The organism is Litchfieldia sinesaloumensis (assembly GCF_900156865.1).
GTDB classification, from domain to species: Bacteria; Bacillota; Bacilli; order Bacillales; family Bacillaceae_L; genus Ferdinandcohnia; species Ferdinandcohnia sinesaloumensis.
Window position 1 is genome coordinate 4,077,037 of record NZ_LT732529.1, and the last position, 19,236, is coordinate 4,096,272.

The 19,236-nt window shown below is 38.5% G+C and carries 20 protein-coding genes, 1 pseudogene and 1 riboswitch; of the genes and pseudogenes, 12 read left to right on the top strand and 9 right to left on the bottom strand.

Annotated features, from left to right (window positions below; all coding sequences use genetic code 11):
• Window positions 1-113: 113 nt before the first annotated feature.
• A complete protein-coding gene (locus tag CZ490_RS20005; protein WP_077620504.1) occupies window positions 114-1,490 on the bottom strand; it encodes a Glu/Leu/Phe/Val family dehydrogenase in 1,377 nt (458 codons plus the stop codon).
• A gap of 152 nt (window positions 1,491-1,642) precedes the next feature.
• On the opposite strand from CZ490_RS20005, the gene CZ490_RS20010 reads away from it, so the two are divergent.
• The 7 genes and pseudogenes from CZ490_RS20010 (at window position 1,643) to CZ490_RS20040 (ending at window position 7,561) form a co-directional block, all read left to right on the top strand.
• Window positions 1,643-2,983 carry an FAD-dependent oxidoreductase gene (locus CZ490_RS20010; protein ID WP_077620505.1) on the top strand — a complete coding sequence of 447 codons (1,341 nt, stop codon included), beginning with the start codon at window positions 1,643-1,645 and terminating at the stop codon, window positions 2,981-2,983.
• A 95-nt stretch (window positions 2,984-3,078) separates the two neighbouring features.
• Window positions 3,079-3,126, top strand: a riboswitch (PreQ1 riboswitch).
• Window positions 3,127-3,259: 133 nt separating this feature from the next.
• Entirely contained in the window at window positions 3,260-3,760 is a 501-nt protein-coding gene (gene queF / locus CZ490_RS20015; RefSeq protein ID WP_077620506.1) for a preQ(1) synthase, read from the top strand.
• A 14-nt stretch (window positions 3,761-3,774) separates the two neighbouring features.
• On the top strand, window positions 3,775-4,401 hold the full coding sequence (locus CZ490_RS20020; RefSeq protein ID WP_077620507.1) for a queuosine precursor transporter: 627 nt from the start codon (window positions 3,775-3,777) through the stop codon (window positions 4,399-4,401).
• 98 nt (window positions 4,402-4,499) lie between these two features.
• Complete coding sequence (locus CZ490_RS20025; RefSeq protein ID WP_077620508.1) at window positions 4,500-5,438, top strand: ATP-grasp domain-containing protein; 939 nt, start codon at window positions 4,500-4,502, stop codon at window positions 5,436-5,438.
• A 37-nt stretch (window positions 5,439-5,475) separates the two neighbouring features.
• Window positions 5,476-5,883 (top strand): annotated as a pseudogene (gene queF, locus CZ490_RS20030) (preQ(1) synthase); the annotation flags it as partial.
• A 14-nt stretch (window positions 5,884-5,897) separates the two neighbouring features.
• On the top strand, window positions 5,898-6,524 hold the full coding sequence (locus CZ490_RS20035; RefSeq protein WP_077620507.1) for a queuosine precursor transporter: 627 nt from the start codon (window positions 5,898-5,900) through the stop codon (window positions 6,522-6,524).
• A gap of 98 nt (window positions 6,525-6,622) precedes the next feature.
• Complete coding sequence (locus tag CZ490_RS20040; protein WP_077620508.1) at window positions 6,623-7,561, top strand: ATP-grasp domain-containing protein; 939 nt, start codon at window positions 6,623-6,625, stop codon at window positions 7,559-7,561.
• A gap of 72 nt (window positions 7,562-7,633) precedes the next feature.
• Here the strand turns inward: CZ490_RS20040 and CZ490_RS20045 are convergent, their stop codons facing one another.
• From CZ490_RS20045 to CZ490_RS20055, 3 genes are all read right to left on the bottom strand, one after another.
• Complete coding sequence (locus CZ490_RS20045) at window positions 7,634-8,809, bottom strand: MFS transporter (protein ID WP_077620509.1); 1,176 nt, start codon at window positions 8,807-8,809, stop codon at window positions 7,634-7,636.
• Window positions 8,810-9,008: 199 nt separating this feature from the next.
• The gene (locus tag CZ490_RS20050) at window positions 9,009-10,157 is read right to left on the bottom strand and encodes a coiled-coil domain-containing protein (RefSeq protein WP_077620510.1); all 1,149 of its coding nucleotides are present in this window, start codon (window positions 10,155-10,157) and stop codon (window positions 9,009-9,011) included.
• A gap of 349 nt (window positions 10,158-10,506) precedes the next feature.
• Window positions 10,507-10,926 (bottom strand): acyl-CoA thioesterase, encoded by a 420-nt coding sequence (locus tag CZ490_RS20055; RefSeq protein WP_077620511.1) that lies wholly within the window; start codon window positions 10,924-10,926, stop codon window positions 10,507-10,509.
• 112 nt (window positions 10,927-11,038) lie between these two features.
• On the opposite strand from CZ490_RS20055, the gene CZ490_RS20060 reads away from it, so the two are divergent.
• Window positions 11,039-12,079 (top strand): AbrB family transcriptional regulator, encoded by a 1,041-nt coding sequence (locus CZ490_RS20060; RefSeq protein ID WP_077621121.1) that lies wholly within the window; start codon window positions 11,039-11,041, stop codon window positions 12,077-12,079.
• Between the two features lie 300 nt (window positions 12,080-12,379).
• Here the strand turns inward: CZ490_RS20060 and CZ490_RS20065 are convergent, their stop codons facing one another.
• Window positions 12,380-12,856 (bottom strand): DinB family protein, encoded by a 477-nt coding sequence (locus tag CZ490_RS20065; protein WP_077620512.1) that lies wholly within the window; start codon window positions 12,854-12,856, stop codon window positions 12,380-12,382.
• 160 nt (window positions 12,857-13,016) lie between these two features.
• Between CZ490_RS20065 and CZ490_RS20070 the strand changes: the two genes are divergently transcribed.
• The 3 genes from CZ490_RS20070 (at window position 13,017) to CZ490_RS20080 (ending at window position 15,747) form a co-directional block, all read left to right on the top strand.
• On the top strand, window positions 13,017-13,661 hold the full coding sequence (locus CZ490_RS20070; RefSeq protein ID WP_077620513.1) for a LytTR family DNA-binding domain-containing protein: 645 nt from the start codon (window positions 13,017-13,019) through the stop codon (window positions 13,659-13,661).
• A gap of 157 nt (window positions 13,662-13,818) precedes the next feature.
• Window positions 13,819-15,330, top strand: a complete 1,512-nt coding sequence (locus tag CZ490_RS20075) for an acetyl-CoA hydrolase/transferase family protein (protein ID WP_077621122.1) — start codon at window positions 13,819-13,821, stop codon at window positions 15,328-15,330.
• A 138-nt stretch (window positions 15,331-15,468) separates the two neighbouring features.
• Entirely contained in the window at window positions 15,469-15,747 is a 279-nt protein-coding gene (locus CZ490_RS20080; RefSeq protein ID WP_077620514.1) for a hypothetical protein, read from the top strand.
• 25 nt (window positions 15,748-15,772) lie between these two features.
• Here the strand turns inward: CZ490_RS20080 and CZ490_RS20085 are convergent, their stop codons facing one another.
• A complete protein-coding gene (locus CZ490_RS20085; protein WP_077621123.1) occupies window positions 15,773-16,228 on the bottom strand; it encodes a DUF2269 family protein in 456 nt (151 codons plus the stop codon).
• Window positions 16,229-16,411: 183 nt separating this feature from the next.
• Here CZ490_RS20085 and CZ490_RS20090 point away from each other — a divergent pair, with 183 nt between their 5' ends.
• Complete coding sequence (locus tag CZ490_RS20090) at window positions 16,412-16,837, top strand: YbaN family protein (RefSeq protein ID WP_077620515.1); 426 nt, start codon at window positions 16,412-16,414, stop codon at window positions 16,835-16,837.
• Window positions 16,838-16,881: 44 nt separating this feature from the next.
• On the opposite strand, the gene CZ490_RS20095 is transcribed toward CZ490_RS20090, so the two are convergent.
• The 3 genes from CZ490_RS20095 to CZ490_RS20105 all read right to left on the bottom strand — a co-directional run bounded on the left by CZ490_RS20095 (window position 16,882) and on the right by CZ490_RS20105 (window position 19,127).
• A complete protein-coding gene (locus CZ490_RS20095) occupies window positions 16,882-17,223 on the bottom strand; it encodes an ASCH domain-containing protein (protein WP_077620516.1) in 342 nt (113 codons plus the stop codon).
• 73 nt (window positions 17,224-17,296) lie between these two features.
• Entirely contained in the window at window positions 17,297-18,193 is an 897-nt protein-coding gene (locus CZ490_RS20100) for an ABC transporter permease (protein ID WP_077620517.1), read from the bottom strand.
• Between the two features lie 13 nt (window positions 18,194-18,206).
• Complete coding sequence (locus CZ490_RS20105; RefSeq protein ID WP_077620518.1) at window positions 18,207-19,127, bottom strand: ABC transporter permease subunit; 921 nt, start codon at window positions 19,125-19,127, stop codon at window positions 18,207-18,209.
• Window positions 19,128-19,236 lie beyond the last annotated feature (109 nt).

Below are 19,236 nucleotides of genomic sequence, written 5' to 3' on the forward strand. Positions count from 1 at the left end.
TCTGTCCCACTGAAAAAGCGGCAGCTTCGGCTGCCGCTTTATTAAAAAAGATAAGAAAGTATATAATTCTTCATTTAGTTTTCAATGTCTAGCTCTAGGCGCCATGCGCTTTCTTAATATAATTTTCCCTGACGATATAGAACCGTTGATAGTCTCGTAACTGACTGGATATAGCAATTTTGTCTTAATGTAAATGAATCTCCGAAGAAAACTGGTAAGATACTATCTAATGTTCCCTTCATTTTCTTGAATAGTTGACTAAATACCTCTTCTTCGCTGTAAAATTGAGTTTCCCGTCCTTGTAGCCACTCCAAATAAGAAACAATAACGCCACCAGCATTCGCAAGGATATCAGGTATGATAATAACACCTTTTTGACTTAAGTATTCATCTGCATCCTTTGTAACAGGTGCGTTGGCACCTTCAACAATAATCGGCGCCTTAATTTTCTCCATATTGTCTGTACGTATTTGATCCTCCAAAGCAGCAAGAATTAAACTGTCTACATTAAGATAAAGAATGTCTTCCCGATTTAAGACATCCGCCTTTACACCAGCAACAGCCAATTCTTCAGCAGAAACAGGTAGGTCACCCTTGTTGTCCTTTGTGTATTTTACAAGTGAAGGAATGTTTAATCCGTCCTCGTTGTATAATGTGACATTCCGATCACTTACCGCCACAACCTTATTTTGTAGAAACGTACATTGATAAGCTTCTAAGGCTGCTATAGAACCAACATTTCCAAAGCCTTGGATAGCAAGTTTCATTGGCTTGTTTTCAAATTCTGCAACTGTCTTCGCATAGGAATTATCCGTTTTTGTAAGAAGGCTTTTTTGATTTTGAAGAAAATCGTGGAACAGATAACGGAAGGTGAAATAAACCCCTTTCCCTGTTGCCTCGCGTCGTCCAAGTGAGCCACCGTTGACTACACTTTTACCTGTAAAACTACCTCTGTAAGGAGTACCGGGACGAATGCTTTTGTATTCGGCCATCATCCAATCCATCTCACGCTCGCCTGAGCCTACATCCGGTGCTGGAATATCTTTATCTGGACCAAGACTATCACTAAAATAACGAACATATTTTTTACAAATCAAATGGAGTTCTTTTTCAGAGAGTGTTCTCGGATTGATAACCAGTCCTCCTTTTCCTCCACCAAACGGAACATCATGCAGCGCATTTTTTAATGTCATTAGAGAGGCAAGGTTAATCACTTCATCTTCATTAACTGTTTCATGAAAACGAATCCCGCCTTTATAAGGACCTAATGCATTATTATGCTGAACGCGGTAGGCTGGTATCCGGACTACCTGGCCATTTTCTAATGGAATTCGTAAAAAGGACTTATGTACATGATTCGGAGTTGATAATATGGAGGCTAACGAGGTAAAAGCTTGCGCTCGGGTTTCCCCAGTCAATTCAGGAATAAACGTATCATCTTTCATTAATGCATCTAAAGAATTCTGTACAATTTGCTTAGTTTTATTCAATTCTCTTCCCCCTTGTTGTAAGCGTTACTATTTTTAATTGTAACATAATAAAGGTGAAAATGTGGGGTGGGCTTATTCGTCCAGAAGTAATCGGATTAAAAAATGTTTAAAAGTACCGAAAGTAAGGAAAATAATGACATGGAGGGATAAGTATGAAGTTCATAATTATTGGTGGAGATGCAGCTGGAATGAGCGCCGCTATGCAAATTGTTCGGAATAGTTCTGGGCATTCAATTACCGTACTTGAAAAAGGGGGTATATACTCATATGGGCAATGCGGGTTACCTTATGTAATCGGAGGGAAAATAAATTCAACAGATAAGGTGATTGCCAGAACCCAACAGGAATTCAAAGAAAAATATAACATTGATGCCAGGGTTTTTCATGAGGTGAAGAGTATTGATTCAGAACAAAAGCTAGTGATGGGAATTGACCATTCTACTGGAGAATCATTTGAGCTGTCCTTTGATAGATTGCTTATTGCAACTGGTGCCAGTCCGGTTATACCAAAATGGGAAGGAAGTTCATTGCAAGGTATCTTTACATTAAAAACAATCCCGGATACAGAAGAGATATTAGATTATTTATATAAAGGATTTCGTGATGTTCAAGAGGTCACGATAATTGGTGGCGGTTATATCGGTATTGAAATGGCTGAAAGTTTTGTTGAAATTGGGAAAAGTGTCACGATTATCGAAAGGAACAACCAGCTTGTAAAGATTTTTGATAAGGAATTATCTGACCTTATTCATGATGAAGCAAAAAGGCATAAGATAACTTTAAAACTTGGAGAATCTGTAGAAGGCTTTATAGGAGATGGGCAAGTAGAGTACGTCAGAACGGATAAAGCGGAGATAAAGACAGATTTAGTCTTAGTAGCTGTTGGGGTTAAACCTAATACGGCTTTTAGTAAGGACGCGGGAATTGTGACTGGTGTGAAGGGAGCCATTCAGGTGAATTCCTATATGCAAACAAATGTTGAAGACATTTTTGCTGCAGGGGATTGTGCGACCCAGTATCACCGAATTAAAGAACGTGATGATTATATTCCTCTTGGTACCCATGCGAATAAGCAAGGGCAGATTGCAGGTCTTAATATGGTAAATCTACATAAAACATTTAAAGGTGTAGTTGGGACGTCCATTATCAAATTTTTTGATTTAACACTAGGGCGAACGGGCCTTTCAGAGAAAGAGGCGGAAGGGTTAAATATGCCTGTTTCATCGGTCACTATCCAGGCAAGAAACATTGCGGGTTATTATCCAGATGCTAAGAAGATGACTGTAAAATTAGTCTATCATAAAGAGAACCATAAACTTCTAGGGGGCCAAATAATTGGAGAAAGTGGTGTCGATAAACGAATAGACGTACTAGCAACAGCCTTGTTCCACTCAATGACGATTGAAGACCTACTAGATCTAGATTTAGCGTATGCACCCCCATACAACAGTGTTTGGGATCCTATTCAACAGGCGGCAAGGAAAGCGACGTAGATCCTTGTCCCTCGTTTTTATAGCACAGTAAACCTCCCCACACTTGACGTTTTGGGGAGATTCTTATAAGATATGGTTTGGATACCCGAATTTCATCGGGAGAGGTTCATAGCTGAAAACCCTCTATAAAAAACTATGGATACATGACATTATGCCATGTCCATATCGGACGTGGCTTTTTTTGTATTTTTATCCATCCTAGTTTTTGCAGTAGATTGGTAGAAGATGAATCTCTCTTTAAGATGTTGGGACAACATTTTACAGGGAGGTTTTTTCATGTCAGGAAGAAGTCATGAAGAAGGATTGAAAGATCTAACATTACTTGGGAATCAAAACACGAAGTATAGCATGGAATATGCACCAGAAGTTCTGGAGTCGGTTGATAATTTACATAAGGACCGTGATTATTTTGTGAAATTTAACTGTCCAGAGTTTACAAGTCTGTGCCCAATTACGCATCAGCCGGACTTTGCAACAATGTATATCTCTTACATTCCGGATAAGAAAATTGTAGAAAGTAAGTCCCTAAAGTTGTATTTATTTAGTTTCCGCAACCATGGCGATTTTCATGAGGATTGCGTAAATATTATTATGAATGATCTTATTAAACTATTAGATCCTCGTTATATCGAGGTATGGGGGAAATTCACACCACGTGGAGGAATTTCGATTGATCCATGGTGTAACTATGGAAAGCCTGGTACGAAATATGAGGAAATGGCACAATTTCGTTTAATGAACCACGACCTTTATCCAGAAAAAGTAGATAACCGATAAGGAAAGGGATCATTATGATATTATATTTGAATGGAATGTTTGTAGGGTTATTAATTTTAGCGAATATCGTGGCAGTGAAGCTTTTTAGTGTGGGGACTTTTGCGATGCTTCCGGCCGCTGTAATTGTATATATTTTCACCTATCCCATTATCGATGTCATTGTGGAAGTATACGGGAGAGATGAGGCAAGACGCACGGTTAAAGCCGGTCTGTTTACTCAAGTGCTTGCCCTGATTTTTATTACAATTACAATTCAATTACCGGCTGCACCTGTATTTGGCGCACAGGATTCATTTGAAACTATCCTAGGTGGAAGCTTCCGCGTCATTCTAGCAAGCCTGATTTCATATGCAATCAGTCAGAACCTTGATGTGTTTGTGTTTAATAAGCTGAAGAAAAAGCATGGTGCAAAAAAACTATGGCTACGTAACAATGCTTCAACCATGCTTAGTCAATTAGTCGATACGAGTATTTTCATTACAATCGCATTTGTTGGAACAATGCCAGTTAGTGCACTAATTGGTTTAATATTCACCCAATACATTTTTAAATTTTTTGCTGCTATACTTACAACCCCACTCGTGTATCTATTGGTAGGACTTATACGAAAAAAAGAAGCTCCAGCAGCTTTTCAGGGGTAAATCTGTGGAACCGTTTATACGGTTCTTTTTATTTGCACTTCCTTCGTTTATAAAATATCATAATACATATATGATTAATGGGAATTGAGGGACGTCGAATGTCTAAAAAACTATATATTATCCATGAAAATGATGAGTGGACGGCTCATTTAACGAAGCGGTTAGATGAATTGAATTTGCCATATGAGGAATGGCATCTTGATAAAGGAATTATCGATTTAACGTCTGAGCCACCCGAGGGCGTATTCTATAACCGGATGAGTGCATCCTCACATACAAGAGGTCACCGATTTGCACCCGAGTTGACAGGTGGAATTTTGGATTGGCTCGAATTCCACAATCGTACAGTATTTAATGGAAGTAATGCATTACGTCTAGAGCTAAGCAAAATAAGACAATACACAGCACTTGAAGCAAACGGAGTCCGCACTCCAAAAACAATTGGGGCAGTTGGTCGTGAGCAAATTATTGAAGCTGCCGAAAAACTAGGCACAGCTCCTTTTATTACGAAACATAACCGGGCAGGTAAGGGCCTAGGAGTTCAATTGTTCCAAACAGTTGAGTCGTTGAAGGCATATGTGAATAGTCAAGCATTTGAAGAGCCTGTTGATGGGATTACATTAATTCAGGAGTATATTCAATCTCCAGATTCGTCTATTACAAGGGCTGAGTTCGTTGGAGGTAAATTCGTGTATGCCGTCCGAGTTGATACCTCAGAAGGGTTCGAACTTTGTCCAGCAGACGCATGTCAAATAGGCGATCTCTTTTGTCCGGTTGGCGAAGAGGTAGAAGTGCGACCTAAATTTGAGATTATAGAAGATATCGATTCAGAACTAATTGCGCGATATGAAGCCTTTCTGAAGACTGTAAAAATTGATGTGGCAGGTATCGAATTTATAAAAAATGAAAAAGGTGAAATATTCACCTATGATGTTAACACAAATACAAACTATAATTCCGATGCCGAAGCGATAGCAGAAAAATATGGGATGCTTGAGCTCGCAAAGTTTCTCGGAGAAGCATTGGAAAGAATATAGGTAACTATTCGTAGTGAGTCTGTGCTTACAATTCTNTCTGGAGTCGGTTGATAATTTACATAAGGACCGTGATTATTTTGTGAAATTTAACTGTCCAGAGTTTACAAGTCTGTGCCCAATTACGCATCAGCCGGACTTTGCAACAATGTATATCTCTTACATTCCGGATAAGAAAATTGTAGAAAGTAAGTCCCTAAAGTTGTATTTATTTAGTTTCCGCAACCATGGCGATTTTCATGAGGATTGCGTAAATATTATTATGAATGATCTTATTAAACTATTAGATCCTCGTTATATCGAGGTATGGGGGAAATTCACACCACGTGGAGGAATTTCGATTGATCCATGGTGTAACTATGGAAAGCCTGGTACGAAATATGAGGAAATGGCACAATTTCGTTTAATGAACCACGACCTTTATCCAGAAAAAGTAGATAACCGATAAGGAAAGGGATCATTATGATATTATATTTGAATGGAATGTTTGTAGGGTTATTAATTTTAGCGAATATCGTGGCAGTGAAGCTTTTTAGTGTGGGGACTTTTGCGATGCTTCCGGCCGCTGTAATTGTATATATTTTCACCTATCCCATTATCGATGTCATTGTGGAAGTATACGGGAGAGATGAGGCAAGACGCACGGTTAAAGCCGGTCTGTTTACTCAAGTGCTTGCCCTGATTTTTATTACAATTACAATTCAATTACCGGCTGCACCTGTATTTGGCGCACAGGATTCATTTGAAACTATCCTAGGTGGAAGCTTCCGCGTCATTCTAGCAAGCCTGATTTCATATGCAATCAGTCAGAACCTTGATGTGTTTGTGTTTAATAAGCTGAAGAAAAAGCATGGTGCAAAAAAACTATGGCTACGTAACAATGCTTCAACCATGCTTAGTCAATTAGTCGATACGAGTATTTTCATTACAATCGCATTTGTTGGAACAATGCCAGTTAGTGCACTAATTGGTTTAATATTCACCCAATACATTTTTAAATTTTTTGCTGCTATACTTACAACCCCACTCGTGTATCTATTGGTAGGACTTATACGAAAAAAAGAAGCTCCAGCAGCTTTTCAGGGGTAAATCTGTGGAACCGTTTATACGGTTCTTTTTATTTGCACTTCCTTCGTTTATAAAATATCATAATACATATATGATTAATGGGAATTGAGGGACGTCGAATGTCTAAAAAACTATATATTATCCATGAAAATGATGAGTGGACGGCTCATTTAACGAAGCGGTTAGATGAATTGAATTTGCCATATGAGGAATGGCATCTTGATAAAGGAATTATCGATTTAACGTCTGAGCCACCCGAGGGCGTATTCTATAACCGGATGAGTGCATCCTCACATACAAGAGGTCACCGATTTGCACCCGAGTTGACAGGTGGAATTTTGGATTGGCTCGAATTCCACAATCGTACAGTATTTAATGGAAGTAATGCATTACGTCTAGAGCTAAGCAAAATAAGACAATACACAGCACTTGAAGCAAACGGAGTCCGCACTCCAAAAACAATTGGGGCAGTTGGTCGTGAGCAAATTATTGAAGCTGCCGAAAAACTAGGCACAGCTCCTTTTATTACGAAACATAACCGGGCAGGTAAGGGCCTAGGAGTTCAATTGTTCCAAACAGTTGAGTCGTTGAAGGCATATGTGAATAGTCAAGCATTTGAAGAGCCTGTTGATGGGATTACATTAATTCAGGAGTATATTCAATCTCCAGATTCGTCTATTACAAGGGCTGAGTTCGTTGGAGGTAAATTCGTGTATGCCGTCCGAGTTGATACCTCAGAAGGGTTCGAACTTTGTCCAGCAGACGCATGTCAAATAGGCGATCTCTTTTGTCCGGTTGGCGAAGAGGTAGAAGTGCGACCTAAATTTGAGATTATAGAAGATATCGATTCAGAACTAATTGCGCGATATGAAGCCTTTCTGAAGACTGTAAAAATTGATGTGGCAGGTATCGAATTTATAAAAAATGAAAAAGGTGAAATATTCACCTATGATGTTAACACAAATACAAACTATAATTCCGATGCCGAAGCGATAGCAGAAAAATATGGGATGCTTGAGCTCGCAAAGTTTCTCGGAGAAGCATTGGAAAGAATATAGGTAACTATTCGTAGTGAGTCTGTGCTTACAATTCTCTGAATAGAAAAAGAGGGGTTGTCCTCAAAAGTCGATTCAATGACTTTTTTGGACAGCCCCTTGGCTTGTCTTTGCCGAATACATTTTAAATAATATAAACGCAACTACCGATAAGACTATACCTGAAATATAAGGTAATCCACTTGCAATGGAGAAGAGCAAACCACCTAATATAGGTCCAAGAATTCTTCCTAAAGAATCAAAGGAAGATAATAGACCGGTTACACTGCCATGCCCAGTGTTGGCTCGTTTAGTTAATAACGCTGAAACAGAAGGTCGGATGACGCCATTTCCTACTCCAAAAATGGTTATGAAAATTGCAGCTGTAAGAAAGTCCTTCGTAAATAAAATTAAGAAGAAACCTATAGCTGACACAAGAATGCCGATTTTAATAACAAACCCTTCACCGTGCCGTTTTGTCAATCTCCCTACAAGTCCACCTTGTACAATTGCACCAGCTAGACCCATTATCATGAAAATATATCCAAGCTCTGTTGTTCCCAAACCAGCCTTTTCAGCGGCAAAATAAGCAAATGAAGCTTCAAGTCCAGCTAGTGATAATGTAACAAAAAAAGATAGGAAAAACAAAACAGATTCGGGACCATTAAGTGCCTTTAAAAGGCTGGGTCTTTTACGATCTGTAGGATGTCTATCCTCTTTTGCAAGAGACTCTTTTAGGATAAATATGACGAGTAAGAAGGTAATAAAAGATGAGATTCCAGCTACGTAAAAAGGCATCTGTAGATCGGTCTTTGAAAAGATACCGCCAATCGCCGGTCCAAAAGTAAATCCTAGACCGATAGAAGCACCAATTACTCCCATCCCTTTTCCACGATTCTCAGGAGTGGTAATATCGGCAGCATAGGCCATAACGGTCGGCATTGTAGCAGCTGAAAGAAATCCTCCAATAATTCTCGCAGCAAAGAGCATCCATAGCTCTGTAGATAAGGCCATTAAAAAGAAGGAAAGTGCAAGTCCGAATATTCCAATCATAATAACAGGCTTACGGCCAATGCGGTCTGAAACTCTACCCCACATCGGTGCGAAAAGGAATTGCATTAAAGAGTAAACCGCCATGAGAAATCCTAATTCAGTAGGTGAAGCACCAAGGTCTTCAGCATAAAAAGGTATAACGGGTATAATAATCCCAAACCCGACATAAACAAAAAACATAACTGCAAATAAGATAGGTAACGCTTTCTTTGTATCCAAAATGTATGTCACTCCAGTATGATAGCTTACTTTCCTATAATAAATTAAATGAAGGCAATTTGAAAGTCTCAAGGGATAGAGCCACAAAATATTCAACTTCATAAAGTTGATTAGGAATATACTGTGAGCCCTTTTAGGAACAAATGCACGCAAAACAAAAAAGCATCTTCATTTTCGAAGATGCTTGTAATAGGATTGTTTAATGAATGATACGCTTTACACGTCCATTGAATGTGTTTTTCCAGTAACCACTAGACATATTAGCAATGGCAACACCTGTAGAGCTTTGGGAACCAATAAATTTGCCTCCGCCAATGTAGATTCCTACGTGACCATCTGTTTTATATGTGTTAAAGAATACTAAATCGCCAGGTTTCATATCACTAACTGAAACAGCTGTGCCTTGATTCTTCAATGTATCTGTACTAGCACCAACACTTACACCAGCCTGAGCGAATGCCCAGTGTACGAAACCAGAACAGTCAAATAATCCGTTTGCGATATCGGATGCGTTTCGTCCACCACCGAATTTATATGCTGAGTTTCCAATATATTTATAACCCGCATTAATAACGGTGCTGATTGAACCGGTAACCTTAGGAGTAGAGGTTGGAATCGCCGCAGCTACTGTTGAATTAGAAGCAGTAGTAGAGACTGAATTAGTTGCTGATGTGTTGCTTACAGCAGGAGTAGCAGCAAGCATACTTGCACGAAGCTCCTCAATATCAGCTAACGTTTTTTGCTCCTTTGATTGTAGAGCAGCCTTTAGGGTATCATTTTGTGCTTTTTGTTCTTGAATCTGACCCTGCATAGCTACTAGTTCTTCTTTTTTGTTTTGTAAAGATGTGAGTGTGGCCTTAATAGTATCTCTTTTTTCTTGTACATCACTAATGGCATTAGCTTGTTCATCAATTATTTTTTGGTCAGCTTGCATAATAGTGGTAACCGCGCTTATACGGTTAATAAAGTCTGAAAAGTTTTGTGCACCAAAAATAACATCTATATAGCTGATAGTACCACCAGACTCCTGCATCATGCGGGCACGCTCTTTGAGAATTTCATTTCGAGCTTCAATTTCTTTTTCTAATTGGTCAATCTCAGATTGAAGTGTATTAACTTGTTCTTCAGACTTTTTAATTTCATCTTCAGTTTGAGTGATCATCTTATGGTTATCTTCAATCGCTTTATCTACCTTTGCGATTTGTGCGTTTAATTCTTTTAGCGCATTTTGAGTTTCTGAAAGTTCACTTTCTAGAGAATTCATTGTCTCAGCGCTAGTTGAGATTACATATGGAGAAAAGGCACTTATCATTAAAGTGGCACTTAAAGCTACGAGTGTCTTTTTCAAGATAATTCCTACTTTCTTACTAGTCTACTAGTCTTCTATCCTAGCTTTTTATTCTCCAATATTATCATATATTTCTATATAATTCTCCATTTGTCGCGAAATTGTTACATTTTGTTAAAATTGTAATGTTTAAAACCTAGTAATGTATGGAAGGGTAATAGAGGTTTCTTACAATTAGTGTCGAAATAAATCTGTAATAATTCCATGCTAGATTACAGATATTCCTCCTACTAAAGTAGGGAAAGGTACAACAGACCTATGAAGAGAATAGTGGATTACTAATGAGTAGGGGAGTGTGGAGCAGGCGCAAGTTTTAAGTAGAAACATCATCGCGCCTGAGTTACTATTTTTATATACCTTCAAACTTTTTGATTCTATCCTTTATGTCTTTTGGTAGGGGAGCTGAAGAGTTTGTAACATTATTGTAATTTACTTGTATTGTTTCAGCTTCAACCAGAATTTCATCTCCTCGTGCTATACTACTTTCTAGAGTGAGACTGGAATTTCCCAATTTTTTAACTCGAACGTAAATAGTTAGTAAGTCATCTAGTACTGCCGGTTTTTTGTATTCTACAGTACTCTTAACAAGGACTGGTTCGAAATGGGAAGTATGTTGATTTAGAAACCAATCTTGTCCAAGAATTTCACGCATATATTCTGTGAAGCCGACATCAAGATATGTAAGGTAATGCGCGTTAAAAACGATTTTTTGCCCGTCAATCTCAGAATACCTGACACGTAGAGTATGTGAGAAATGATAGTTTTCCAAGTGGAATTCCTCCTTTTTAGAAGTATATTCTGTAAAGCTAGGGAATTTCCTGCCTACATTTTATAAGTAGAGTTGTTAAAAAGAAAGGTCGAAAAAAATGAAGTTTTCACTAATGAAAGGAATTGGAGAGGCGTATATAGTTTCGGCAATTGGTGGCTTGTTATTTTACTTATTACATTTTCCAATACCATGGATACTAGGCCCGATGACATTTATGATTGTGTATAAAGCAATCACCCATCGAAAATTGGTTGTATCAACAAGAGCGTATAATGGAGGACTTGCAACCCTCGGAATCTACTTTGGGCTATCGTTTACAAGGGATACCTTTATAACTGTATATCCCTATATCATTCCGTTTTTAATCACGACTATTTTACTTCTTACAGTTAGTGTGATTAACAGTATCTATGTAACTAGGTTTATTAAAATAGACCCAATGACAAGTGTTTTCGGCTCAATTCCAGGTGGATTATCTGAAATGGTAGCAGCGAGTCACTCGTTACGTGCAAATTCAGCCATGGTTACAATCTTTCAAACAGTCCGATTGTTAACAGTAGTATTTCTTGTCCCGTTTATTGTGACACATCTATTTTTGGCGGATGCTGAACGAGTCCTTGATGTAACTAAAGAGATGAGTAACGGACCCGCATATGCGTATTTATGGTTTGGGTTGGCGGTTGTAGCAGGGTGGCTACTTCAAAATAAGCTACCAGCTGCTTATGTCATTGGACCACTTGCTGTTACTGCGCTACTTGGTGTGTTGGGTGTGAGTTTGCCTAGCATTCCACCGTGGTTTTTAATTATCGCGCAAATTACAGTTGGATTGAGAATGGGGAATAACATCAATTTGCGAGATTTAAAGATTGGTGGAAAGTATTGTGGAGTTTATCTAGTGTTAACAATGTTACTGGTGGTTGTCTCGTTTGGGTTCGGTTATCTGTTTGCCATTTTCACAGATTTGGATTTACCAACTGCCATGTTAAGTTTGGCACCTGGTGGAATTGTAGAGATGGTGTTAACCGCAACAGCTATTGGAGCGGATCCAGCTGTGGTAAGTTCATTACAGCTCATTCGTCTATTGTTCATCATCATAGTCGTACCAAGCTTTTTAAAATGGATGTTTACGAGGAAAGCGAAGGTAGCAGCATGATGAGTGCTATTTAAACAAACGATTGATTGAAGTCTGAACCCCATGTGTACCAAGGTTTGTAAGTTAAACAAATGGTCGACCCATGGAGTTGAAAAAAGCTAATGTCTTGTAAGCAAAAATTCAAACAAACGCTTGATTGAAACGTGAATCCCTTGTGTCGCAACAGATAGAACACTAAACAAACGTTTGATTGAAAATTATTATGTAAACTAAATGTGACTTTAGTCTTCCTATCGTCATTTGAGCGAAATCAAGGAGCCACTAGGAATAACCTAGTGGCTCAATTAATTATCAAATTGTTTATGCGCCCCATTCTTCCTTAGAAGGACCGTATACACCAGGAACCTTCAATCCGGCTTGGCGCATAAGGATCGTCATTTGACCACGGTGATGAATTTGATGAGTATTCATCATTCCAAGTAATATAGCAGTAGGCATTTGACCGCCAAAAATATCATGGACTTCTTTTAATGTTTCGTCGTTCCATTGTGCCTTAATCGCATTAACTACATTTTCAGTTGTTACACGGTAGCTATCAGCGATTTCCTTCGCGCTAGTAGGTACTTCTTGACCGTTAGCTCCTTCGAATTGAAGACCAGCTTGTGAAAGCATGAGATGTACAGAAGTAACAACATGCCATGCTAGCTCTCCTAATGTACGGTGCCCAGGCGCAACCTCTTGTGATAATGACTCATCTGTTAAAGCATCGAGAATTTTTTGAGTGCTACTAGCTTCGTATTGCCATTCCTGCACGAATTCCTGTAGTAAATGGTACATATGTATTCCTCCTCATATTTGTTTATTACTATTATACTTCATGCACAAATAATAGCCATTTTAAACGCTTAAGTCGTTTTTAAGAAAATGTATGCTATAAGCCATGAAAGTATGTAGAATAGATAGTAATACTAGATTTTCACACAAAGGATGTTGACGCGTGAAGGAAATAACAATTAGCTCACTCTTAGATGTGATTGGGGAATTGTTCTCTGATGAGATTTCAATAGCCGTATCAAACACAAAGGAATATATCTATTATCGTCCAAGTAAACGAATTGACCTAAAAATAAAACCAGGCGATGTGGTAAAAGAGGGGACCATTGCCTATAAAGCTATAACATCCGGCCAAAAAACGTCTGAATTTATCAATCGGGATGTATTTGGAATTCCCTATCACGGGATGGCAGTACCCTTTTTCGATCATGACGTATTGGAAGGCTGTGTAACTGCTATCTATCCTGCGTTAACAGACGGAAAGTCTGTCGTAACGGTGAAATCACCAGATGGGTGGGTTCCAATTCCATTTTCAGATGTTATTTTCTTAGAAGCAAAACAAAAGAAGACGTATGTGTATACAGAAGGGTTCTCTGGAACTCATAAATATTCGCTACAGGAATTTGAATACACATTACCAAAGGATTTTTTTATTCGTTGTCACCGGTCCTTTATTGTGAACGTCAATCAAATAAAGGAAATTCACCCCGATACCCACTCTACCTTTTTACTTGAAATGAAAAACGGAGCAAGAGTCCCGGTTAGCCAAAACTACTCAAGTTATTTTCGGAAGTTGCTAGGGTTTTAACCATGAATATGCTAGAAAAAGAACAAATCTTCTACTTTAGGAGTTTGTTCTTCTTTTTTATCGAGTTTTCTTGTTCTTTATTCTAGAAATTCCTACTTACATGGCGAATATAGGTAAAATTATCTTAATATTCAATATCATGAAAGGGATGGGATATATGGATAATAAATTAGAACGCATTAGAGACACCCGTCTTCACGAACGTGTTGTCACACCGGAAGAAGCAGCAGAGTGGATACAGGATGGTATGACTTTAGGACTTAGTGGCTTTACTCGTGCAGGTGATGTGAAAGCGGTACCATTTGCACTTGTGAAACGTGCTGAAAAAGAGCCATTAAAAGTTAACGTATATACTGGAGCTTCCTTAGGCTCTGATGTTGATAAATTATTTGCTGAAGCTGGCATTTTAGGAAAGCGTTTACCATTTCAAGCTGATCCAACAATGAGAAAGGGTATTAACCAAGGGGACTTCTTATTTGTGGACCAGCATTTATCTCACACGTCAGAATTAATACGTGCCAATGTAATGGATATAGATGTAGCAATTTTGGAAGCGATTGCAGTAAAAGAGGATGGGCTGATTATCCCTACAACATCGATTGGGAACTCTTTAACATTTGCTCAGCATGCTAAATCAATCATTATCGAAATCAATCTTGCACAGTCTACTGAACTTGAGGGAGTTCATGACTTATATGCACCAGGAAAGCAAGGGGAAAGAAAACCGATTCCACTAACAAAGGCAGATGATCGAATAGGTTTACCAGGCATTAAAGTTGATGTAGAAAAAATTAAAGGCATCGTGTTTACAGATCAAACGGATTCACCATCAACAATTGTACCCCCAGATGACGAAACAGAAATTATGGCACAGCATCTTTTAACCTTTTTACGTAGTGAGATTGAAGCTGGGCGTTTAACAGAAAAGCTTGCTCCACTACAGTCGGGCATTGGGTCTGTAGCAAATGCAGTACTGCATGGAATGCTCGATTCCGAGTTTACTAACTTGGAGGTGTATTCTGAAGTATTACAGGATGCAGTGTTTGATTTAATAGATGCTGGAAAAGTGAATTTTGCTTCGTGCTGTTCGATTACGCTATCAGACGAAAAAATGAAGAAAGTATTCGGGGATTTTGAACAGTATCGTGAGCGGTTAATAATGAGACCTCAAGAGATTTCGAATCACCCTGAAATTATCCGCCGTCTTGGATTGATCTCAATTAATACTGCACTTGAGCTTGATATCTATGGGAATGTAAATTCAACACATGTGCTAGGCACCAAGATGATGAACGGCATCGGTGGTTCAGGTGACTTCGCGAGAAACGCGCGGCTTGCGATTTTTGTTACGAAGTCCATTGCAAAGGGTGGTAACATTTCAAGTATCGTACCGTTCGTATCCCATGTCGATCATACAGAGCATGATGTAGATGTTATTGTGACAGAGCAGGGGTATGCAGACCTTCGTGGCCTTGCGCCAAGAGAGCGTGTAGAGCTGATTATCGAAAACTGTGCCCATCCGATGTACAAACAGCAGCTTCGCGAATACTACCAAGAGGCCCTAACTAGAGGAGGCCAAACACCACACGTACTAGAAAAAGCACTCTCATGGCATACAAACTTCGCTCAAACCGGAACCATGTTGCAGAAGGAACTAGTTAAAGGATAAGTACGTACTAGCCGTTTAAAGAGAATTCTTTAGACGGCTTTTTTTATTCTAGAATGAATCAACATAGGAAAAAAGTAATGTACCCTACGATTTGGAATCATGGTACCATTATCAAAAAGAATAGGGAAGAGGGGTTGAATGAATAATCTTAAGGCATTTGTGGGATGCTTTTTTATTGCAGTTTCTGCTTTTTTATATGCGACAAAACACATAACAGCTGCAATTATGTCGTCTAATATTAATAGCCCAGATGTGAATTACTATGAAGGTGCATACAAAATTGTTGGGTTTGGTATCAACTTTTGGATTTTCGCAGCTTTATTTATCGGAATTGCTATACTAGGAAGCCTATTTACACGTGGAGCAGTACTCCCGTTCAAAAAGAAAATAACAAAAGTAGAAAATCCTCACCAATGAATGGATGAGGATTTTATTAAAAATATTAAAAAGGCTTTAAAATCATTAATGTAATAACAATCAAAAAGATTGCATTCTCAATATGCTCTACTCGAAAAAGCGCCTTTGCTAAAGGATAATATTCTTCAGGAATGTCATCACCCTGATGTGTTTCTAATATCGCTTTTACCGGCTTTGATTTAGGTGTCAGGGCAAATGGCCCCATCGCTAACGCAACAAGAAATAGAAGCAAGCTTGTTACATACCAACCCCTTGTAAAAAGATATGGATTAATAGCCCCCATTAAAAGACCGGTCACAAGCAGAAGTATACCACCAATCATAACAAATATATGGAGTCTATGCCTGATTGCATATGAATGCCTGAGCTGTGTCATCGTATCTCCAGACTTCACGACTGTTGTTAAAATAAAGCCAGGTCCCATTCCAAGGATGGCTGAAACAATATGTATGAAAACAAGTATCTGATAAAATACATCCACTTTATGGAAACCCCCATTCGCAACATATTCATTATTAATGATAGCATTATCGTCAAAAAGGTAAGTGATATCTCTCACTAATCATTCCTCTTAATCTTACTATTTTGTGACAACAGTTTTCTAGTGAAAATAAGTGGTATAATAGTAAATGGATTTTGAACGTGGAAGAAAGGGGGCGATTTTGTGAAGAGCGTCACGAAAATTTTATATATTTTCTTAGGATTTCTTTTCTTAGGCCTTGGGGTTATAGGAATTGTTTTGCCGATCATTCCAACTACACCCCTGCTAATGCTTGCTTCCTTCTTTTTTGTAAAAGGGTCGAAAAGATTTGATCGATGGTTTAAAGGTACTAGCCTATATAAGAAACATTTAGAAGGGTTTGTAAAGCGCCGTGAAATGACCCTCAAACAAAAGTTGACGATTCTCTTAAGCGCTGATGCGATGATTGCAGTCCCATTTATTATTCTAGATAGCATCGCCCTTAAACTATTCTTAGTCGCAGTTGTTATATATAAGTACTACTATTTCTTTACAAAAATTAAAACGGTGGCACCGGAAACGGGTACCGTTCACACGCAATCTCTTGTTGAGAAACCAAGCCATAAATAGACGAAAACCCTTGTCAGTACTTACCTCTGACAAGGGTTTTCTTTTTACTCATTCACTTTACTAAATTCATGGACCCATACTTTCATGTGCGGAAGCCAAGGCATTCCTGGGTGGTAGGAAAGGATAGATTCTTTATACTCATCGACGGTATCAAAGCCTTCCCTATTCGCATCCTCATCGGTGAGTTCTCCAAGTGACTGTTCATAGACATTATCAATTTTAAATTGTTGACCCTCAAGAGTCATTATTTCCCCAACATCAGCATATCTTCCATTTCTGCGTGTTGCGGTTTTAGTACCTTCGAGGACCTTTTTAATGTCAGATTCCATTGTCACAAGACGTTCAATGGAACATGTTTTTGGTGGTAATTCATTTGGTGTATTCATTTTCATACTCCTTTCAATTGACAATCTTCAAGATGAATTTTAATCCGTCTCACAAGGATTGAAAGAGGACTATTTAGGTGGCTTTTCGATCAAAATACCTCCTCAATCCTTCCCCTAAAATGGTAAATGTAAACATGGTTAGGGAAATGGCAACACATGTCCAAAACGGTATCCATATCGAACTAATGATATCTCTTCTGGCCTGTCCTAGCAAGGTTGGCCAATTTAGACTGGTGTTAACTAATTCACCGACCCCGTAGTTTGTTTGAATAAATATCTGGGAAAGGAATACCCCGAATATCCCCAACTGTGCAATTAAAAGACAGGTTTTTCCGATATCAATAAAGAAATTTACAATTATGGAGGGATAGGTATTTGGTAAAATATTTCCGAATGCTAGTCGTAAGGGGGACATCCCAATTGTGATTCCGGCTTCAATATATGGTTTTTTTGCAATACGTTGTGTCTCTTCACGGATAATATGGCTAACTTTGCCGACTTCGATTAAAGCTAACAGTAATATCGACCACCATAAGCGATTTTCATTCATGACCAGAGCAGGTATAGCTAGCAGTAAAAGCGCTGAAAAAATAATGGGAATACTAGAAAAAATATTATTCCAAGCCGTAACAATCCAAGAAAATGGATTGTTTTTTCGAGTGGCCAAGAGTCCAAGGGGAATTGCGATTAGGTAGCGTAGGACAACGATTCCCAAAATGACTTTCAGCGTTTCCTTTGCCCCCATCACGATAAGACTCAATAAATCCCTTCCTTCGTGATCAGATCCAAAAGGAGGTTGTTGACTTGGTGTAAAGGGTGCTCTAATAAATTCCTTACTACCATCCGTAAATCGAATTCTCCCCTCTTCAACTCCTTCTTTCACATATGGTATCTGTGGTCCAACAAAGGTAACGAAAAGTAGGATGCTTAACATGAATAGCCCTGTTATTAAATACCAATTTCGATTCATCCGATACACCTCCTTATTTTGGATCAAGTTTCAATTTAATCATTTGACTGATAATATGTGCGACCATCACAAGCATAAGAAAGCTTATACAGATTCCGATAATGAGTCCGCGTTCATCTGCATTGCCAGAAGGAGGGATATAGTTGGTGTAGCCAATCGCTGAAAATAATCGATAGGCTGCTCCTTCATAACCTAGTATATATTCAACAACTAACAAGTTCGATAGAACAAAGACCATAATGGACTGTAAATGGCTAGAAACGGTAATAAAGCATGATTTCATCATATGGTTGAGTAACACTTTGTTTTTTGTAAACCCCTTAGAAAACGCAACTTGTATATAAGGTTCACGATCCTGTGTGAGTAGAGAAACAGCTGTGATTCTTGCAACATACAATGACGGTGCAATTGAGACGAGGATGCTAGGAGCAATGAACTTCCACCAGTCCTCGGTCCCCATAATAGTAAAGCCAGGTATTGGGACTTTAATCAGCAGGTAGCAAATACAGATGATGATGAAGAAATCAGGTACTCCTGATAAAAACATAGTAGTTCCACTTCCAAAAAAGCTTTTTTTCGTGTTTGTAAATCTATAATCTAAGATCCCTTTTAAAACTCCAGTAACCACACTAAGAAGAAATCCGATAACAATAATTTTTAAACTCCTTGGAAAGTACTTCGCAATTTCATCTTCAGCTGAGAGTGTGGCAAACTTGGTTCCTCCAAGACTTTTATTCTCATAAACATCCGTTAAGAAAGACGAGACACTCGCTGCATACTCTTTTAAACTAAACTGATAGGAATACTCAACAGACATTGCAATTCCAGTATATTCAATACTAGGTTCACGAGGAAAAAGTACGAATAATATCACACAAAGAAAGACGCATAAATAGATTGCTAAAATCTTTCCGAATTCAAATACCGCCCCCAAAAATCTCACTCCCAATTCTTAAAAGACTCACTATTTTAAATGTATAAGAAATTCCAGTTCCTGTCACTATACGATTTTACTTGCAGGAAAGTAAATTCCTAAAAGTAAT

Coding starts and splice junctions, on each gene's coding strand:
- CZ490_RS20080 (WP_077620514.1), top strand. CDS start 15,469: ATGAATAATCTTAAGGCATTTGTGGGATGCTTTTTTATTGCAGTTTCT.
- CZ490_RS20020 (WP_077620507.1), top strand. CDS start 3,775: ATGATATTATATTTGAATGGAATGTTTGTAGGGTTATTAATTTTAGCG.
- CZ490_RS20025 (WP_077620508.1), top strand. CDS start 4,500: ATGTCTAAAAAACTATATATTATCCATGAAAATGATGAGTGGACGGCT.
- CZ490_RS20075 (WP_077621122.1), top strand. CDS start 13,819: ATGGATAATAAATTAGAACGCATTAGAGACACCCGTCTTCACGAACGT.
- CZ490_RS20040 (WP_077620508.1), top strand. CDS start 6,623: ATGTCTAAAAAACTATATATTATCCATGAAAATGATGAGTGGACGGCT.
- CZ490_RS20060 (WP_077621121.1), top strand. CDS start 11,039: ATGAAAGGAATTGGAGAGGCGTATATAGTTTCGGCAATTGGTGGCTTG.
- CZ490_RS20010 (WP_077620505.1), top strand. CDS start 1,643: ATGAAGTTCATAATTATTGGTGGAGATGCAGCTGGAATGAGCGCCGCT.
- CZ490_RS20035 (WP_077620507.1), top strand. CDS start 5,898: ATGATATTATATTTGAATGGAATGTTTGTAGGGTTATTAATTTTAGCG.
- CZ490_RS20065 (WP_077620512.1), bottom strand. CDS start 12,856: ATGTACCATTTACTACAGGAATTCGTGCAGGAATGGCAATACGAAGCT.
- CZ490_RS20095 (WP_077620516.1), bottom strand. CDS start 17,223: ATGAATACACCAAATGAATTACCACCAAAAACATGTTCCATTGAACGT.
- queF (WP_077620506.1), top strand. CDS start 3,260: ATGTCAGGAAGAAGTCATGAAGAAGGATTGAAAGATCTAACATTACTT.
- CZ490_RS20100 (WP_077620517.1), bottom strand. CDS start 18,193: ATGAATCGAAATTGGTATTTAATAACAGGGCTATTCATGTTAAGCATC.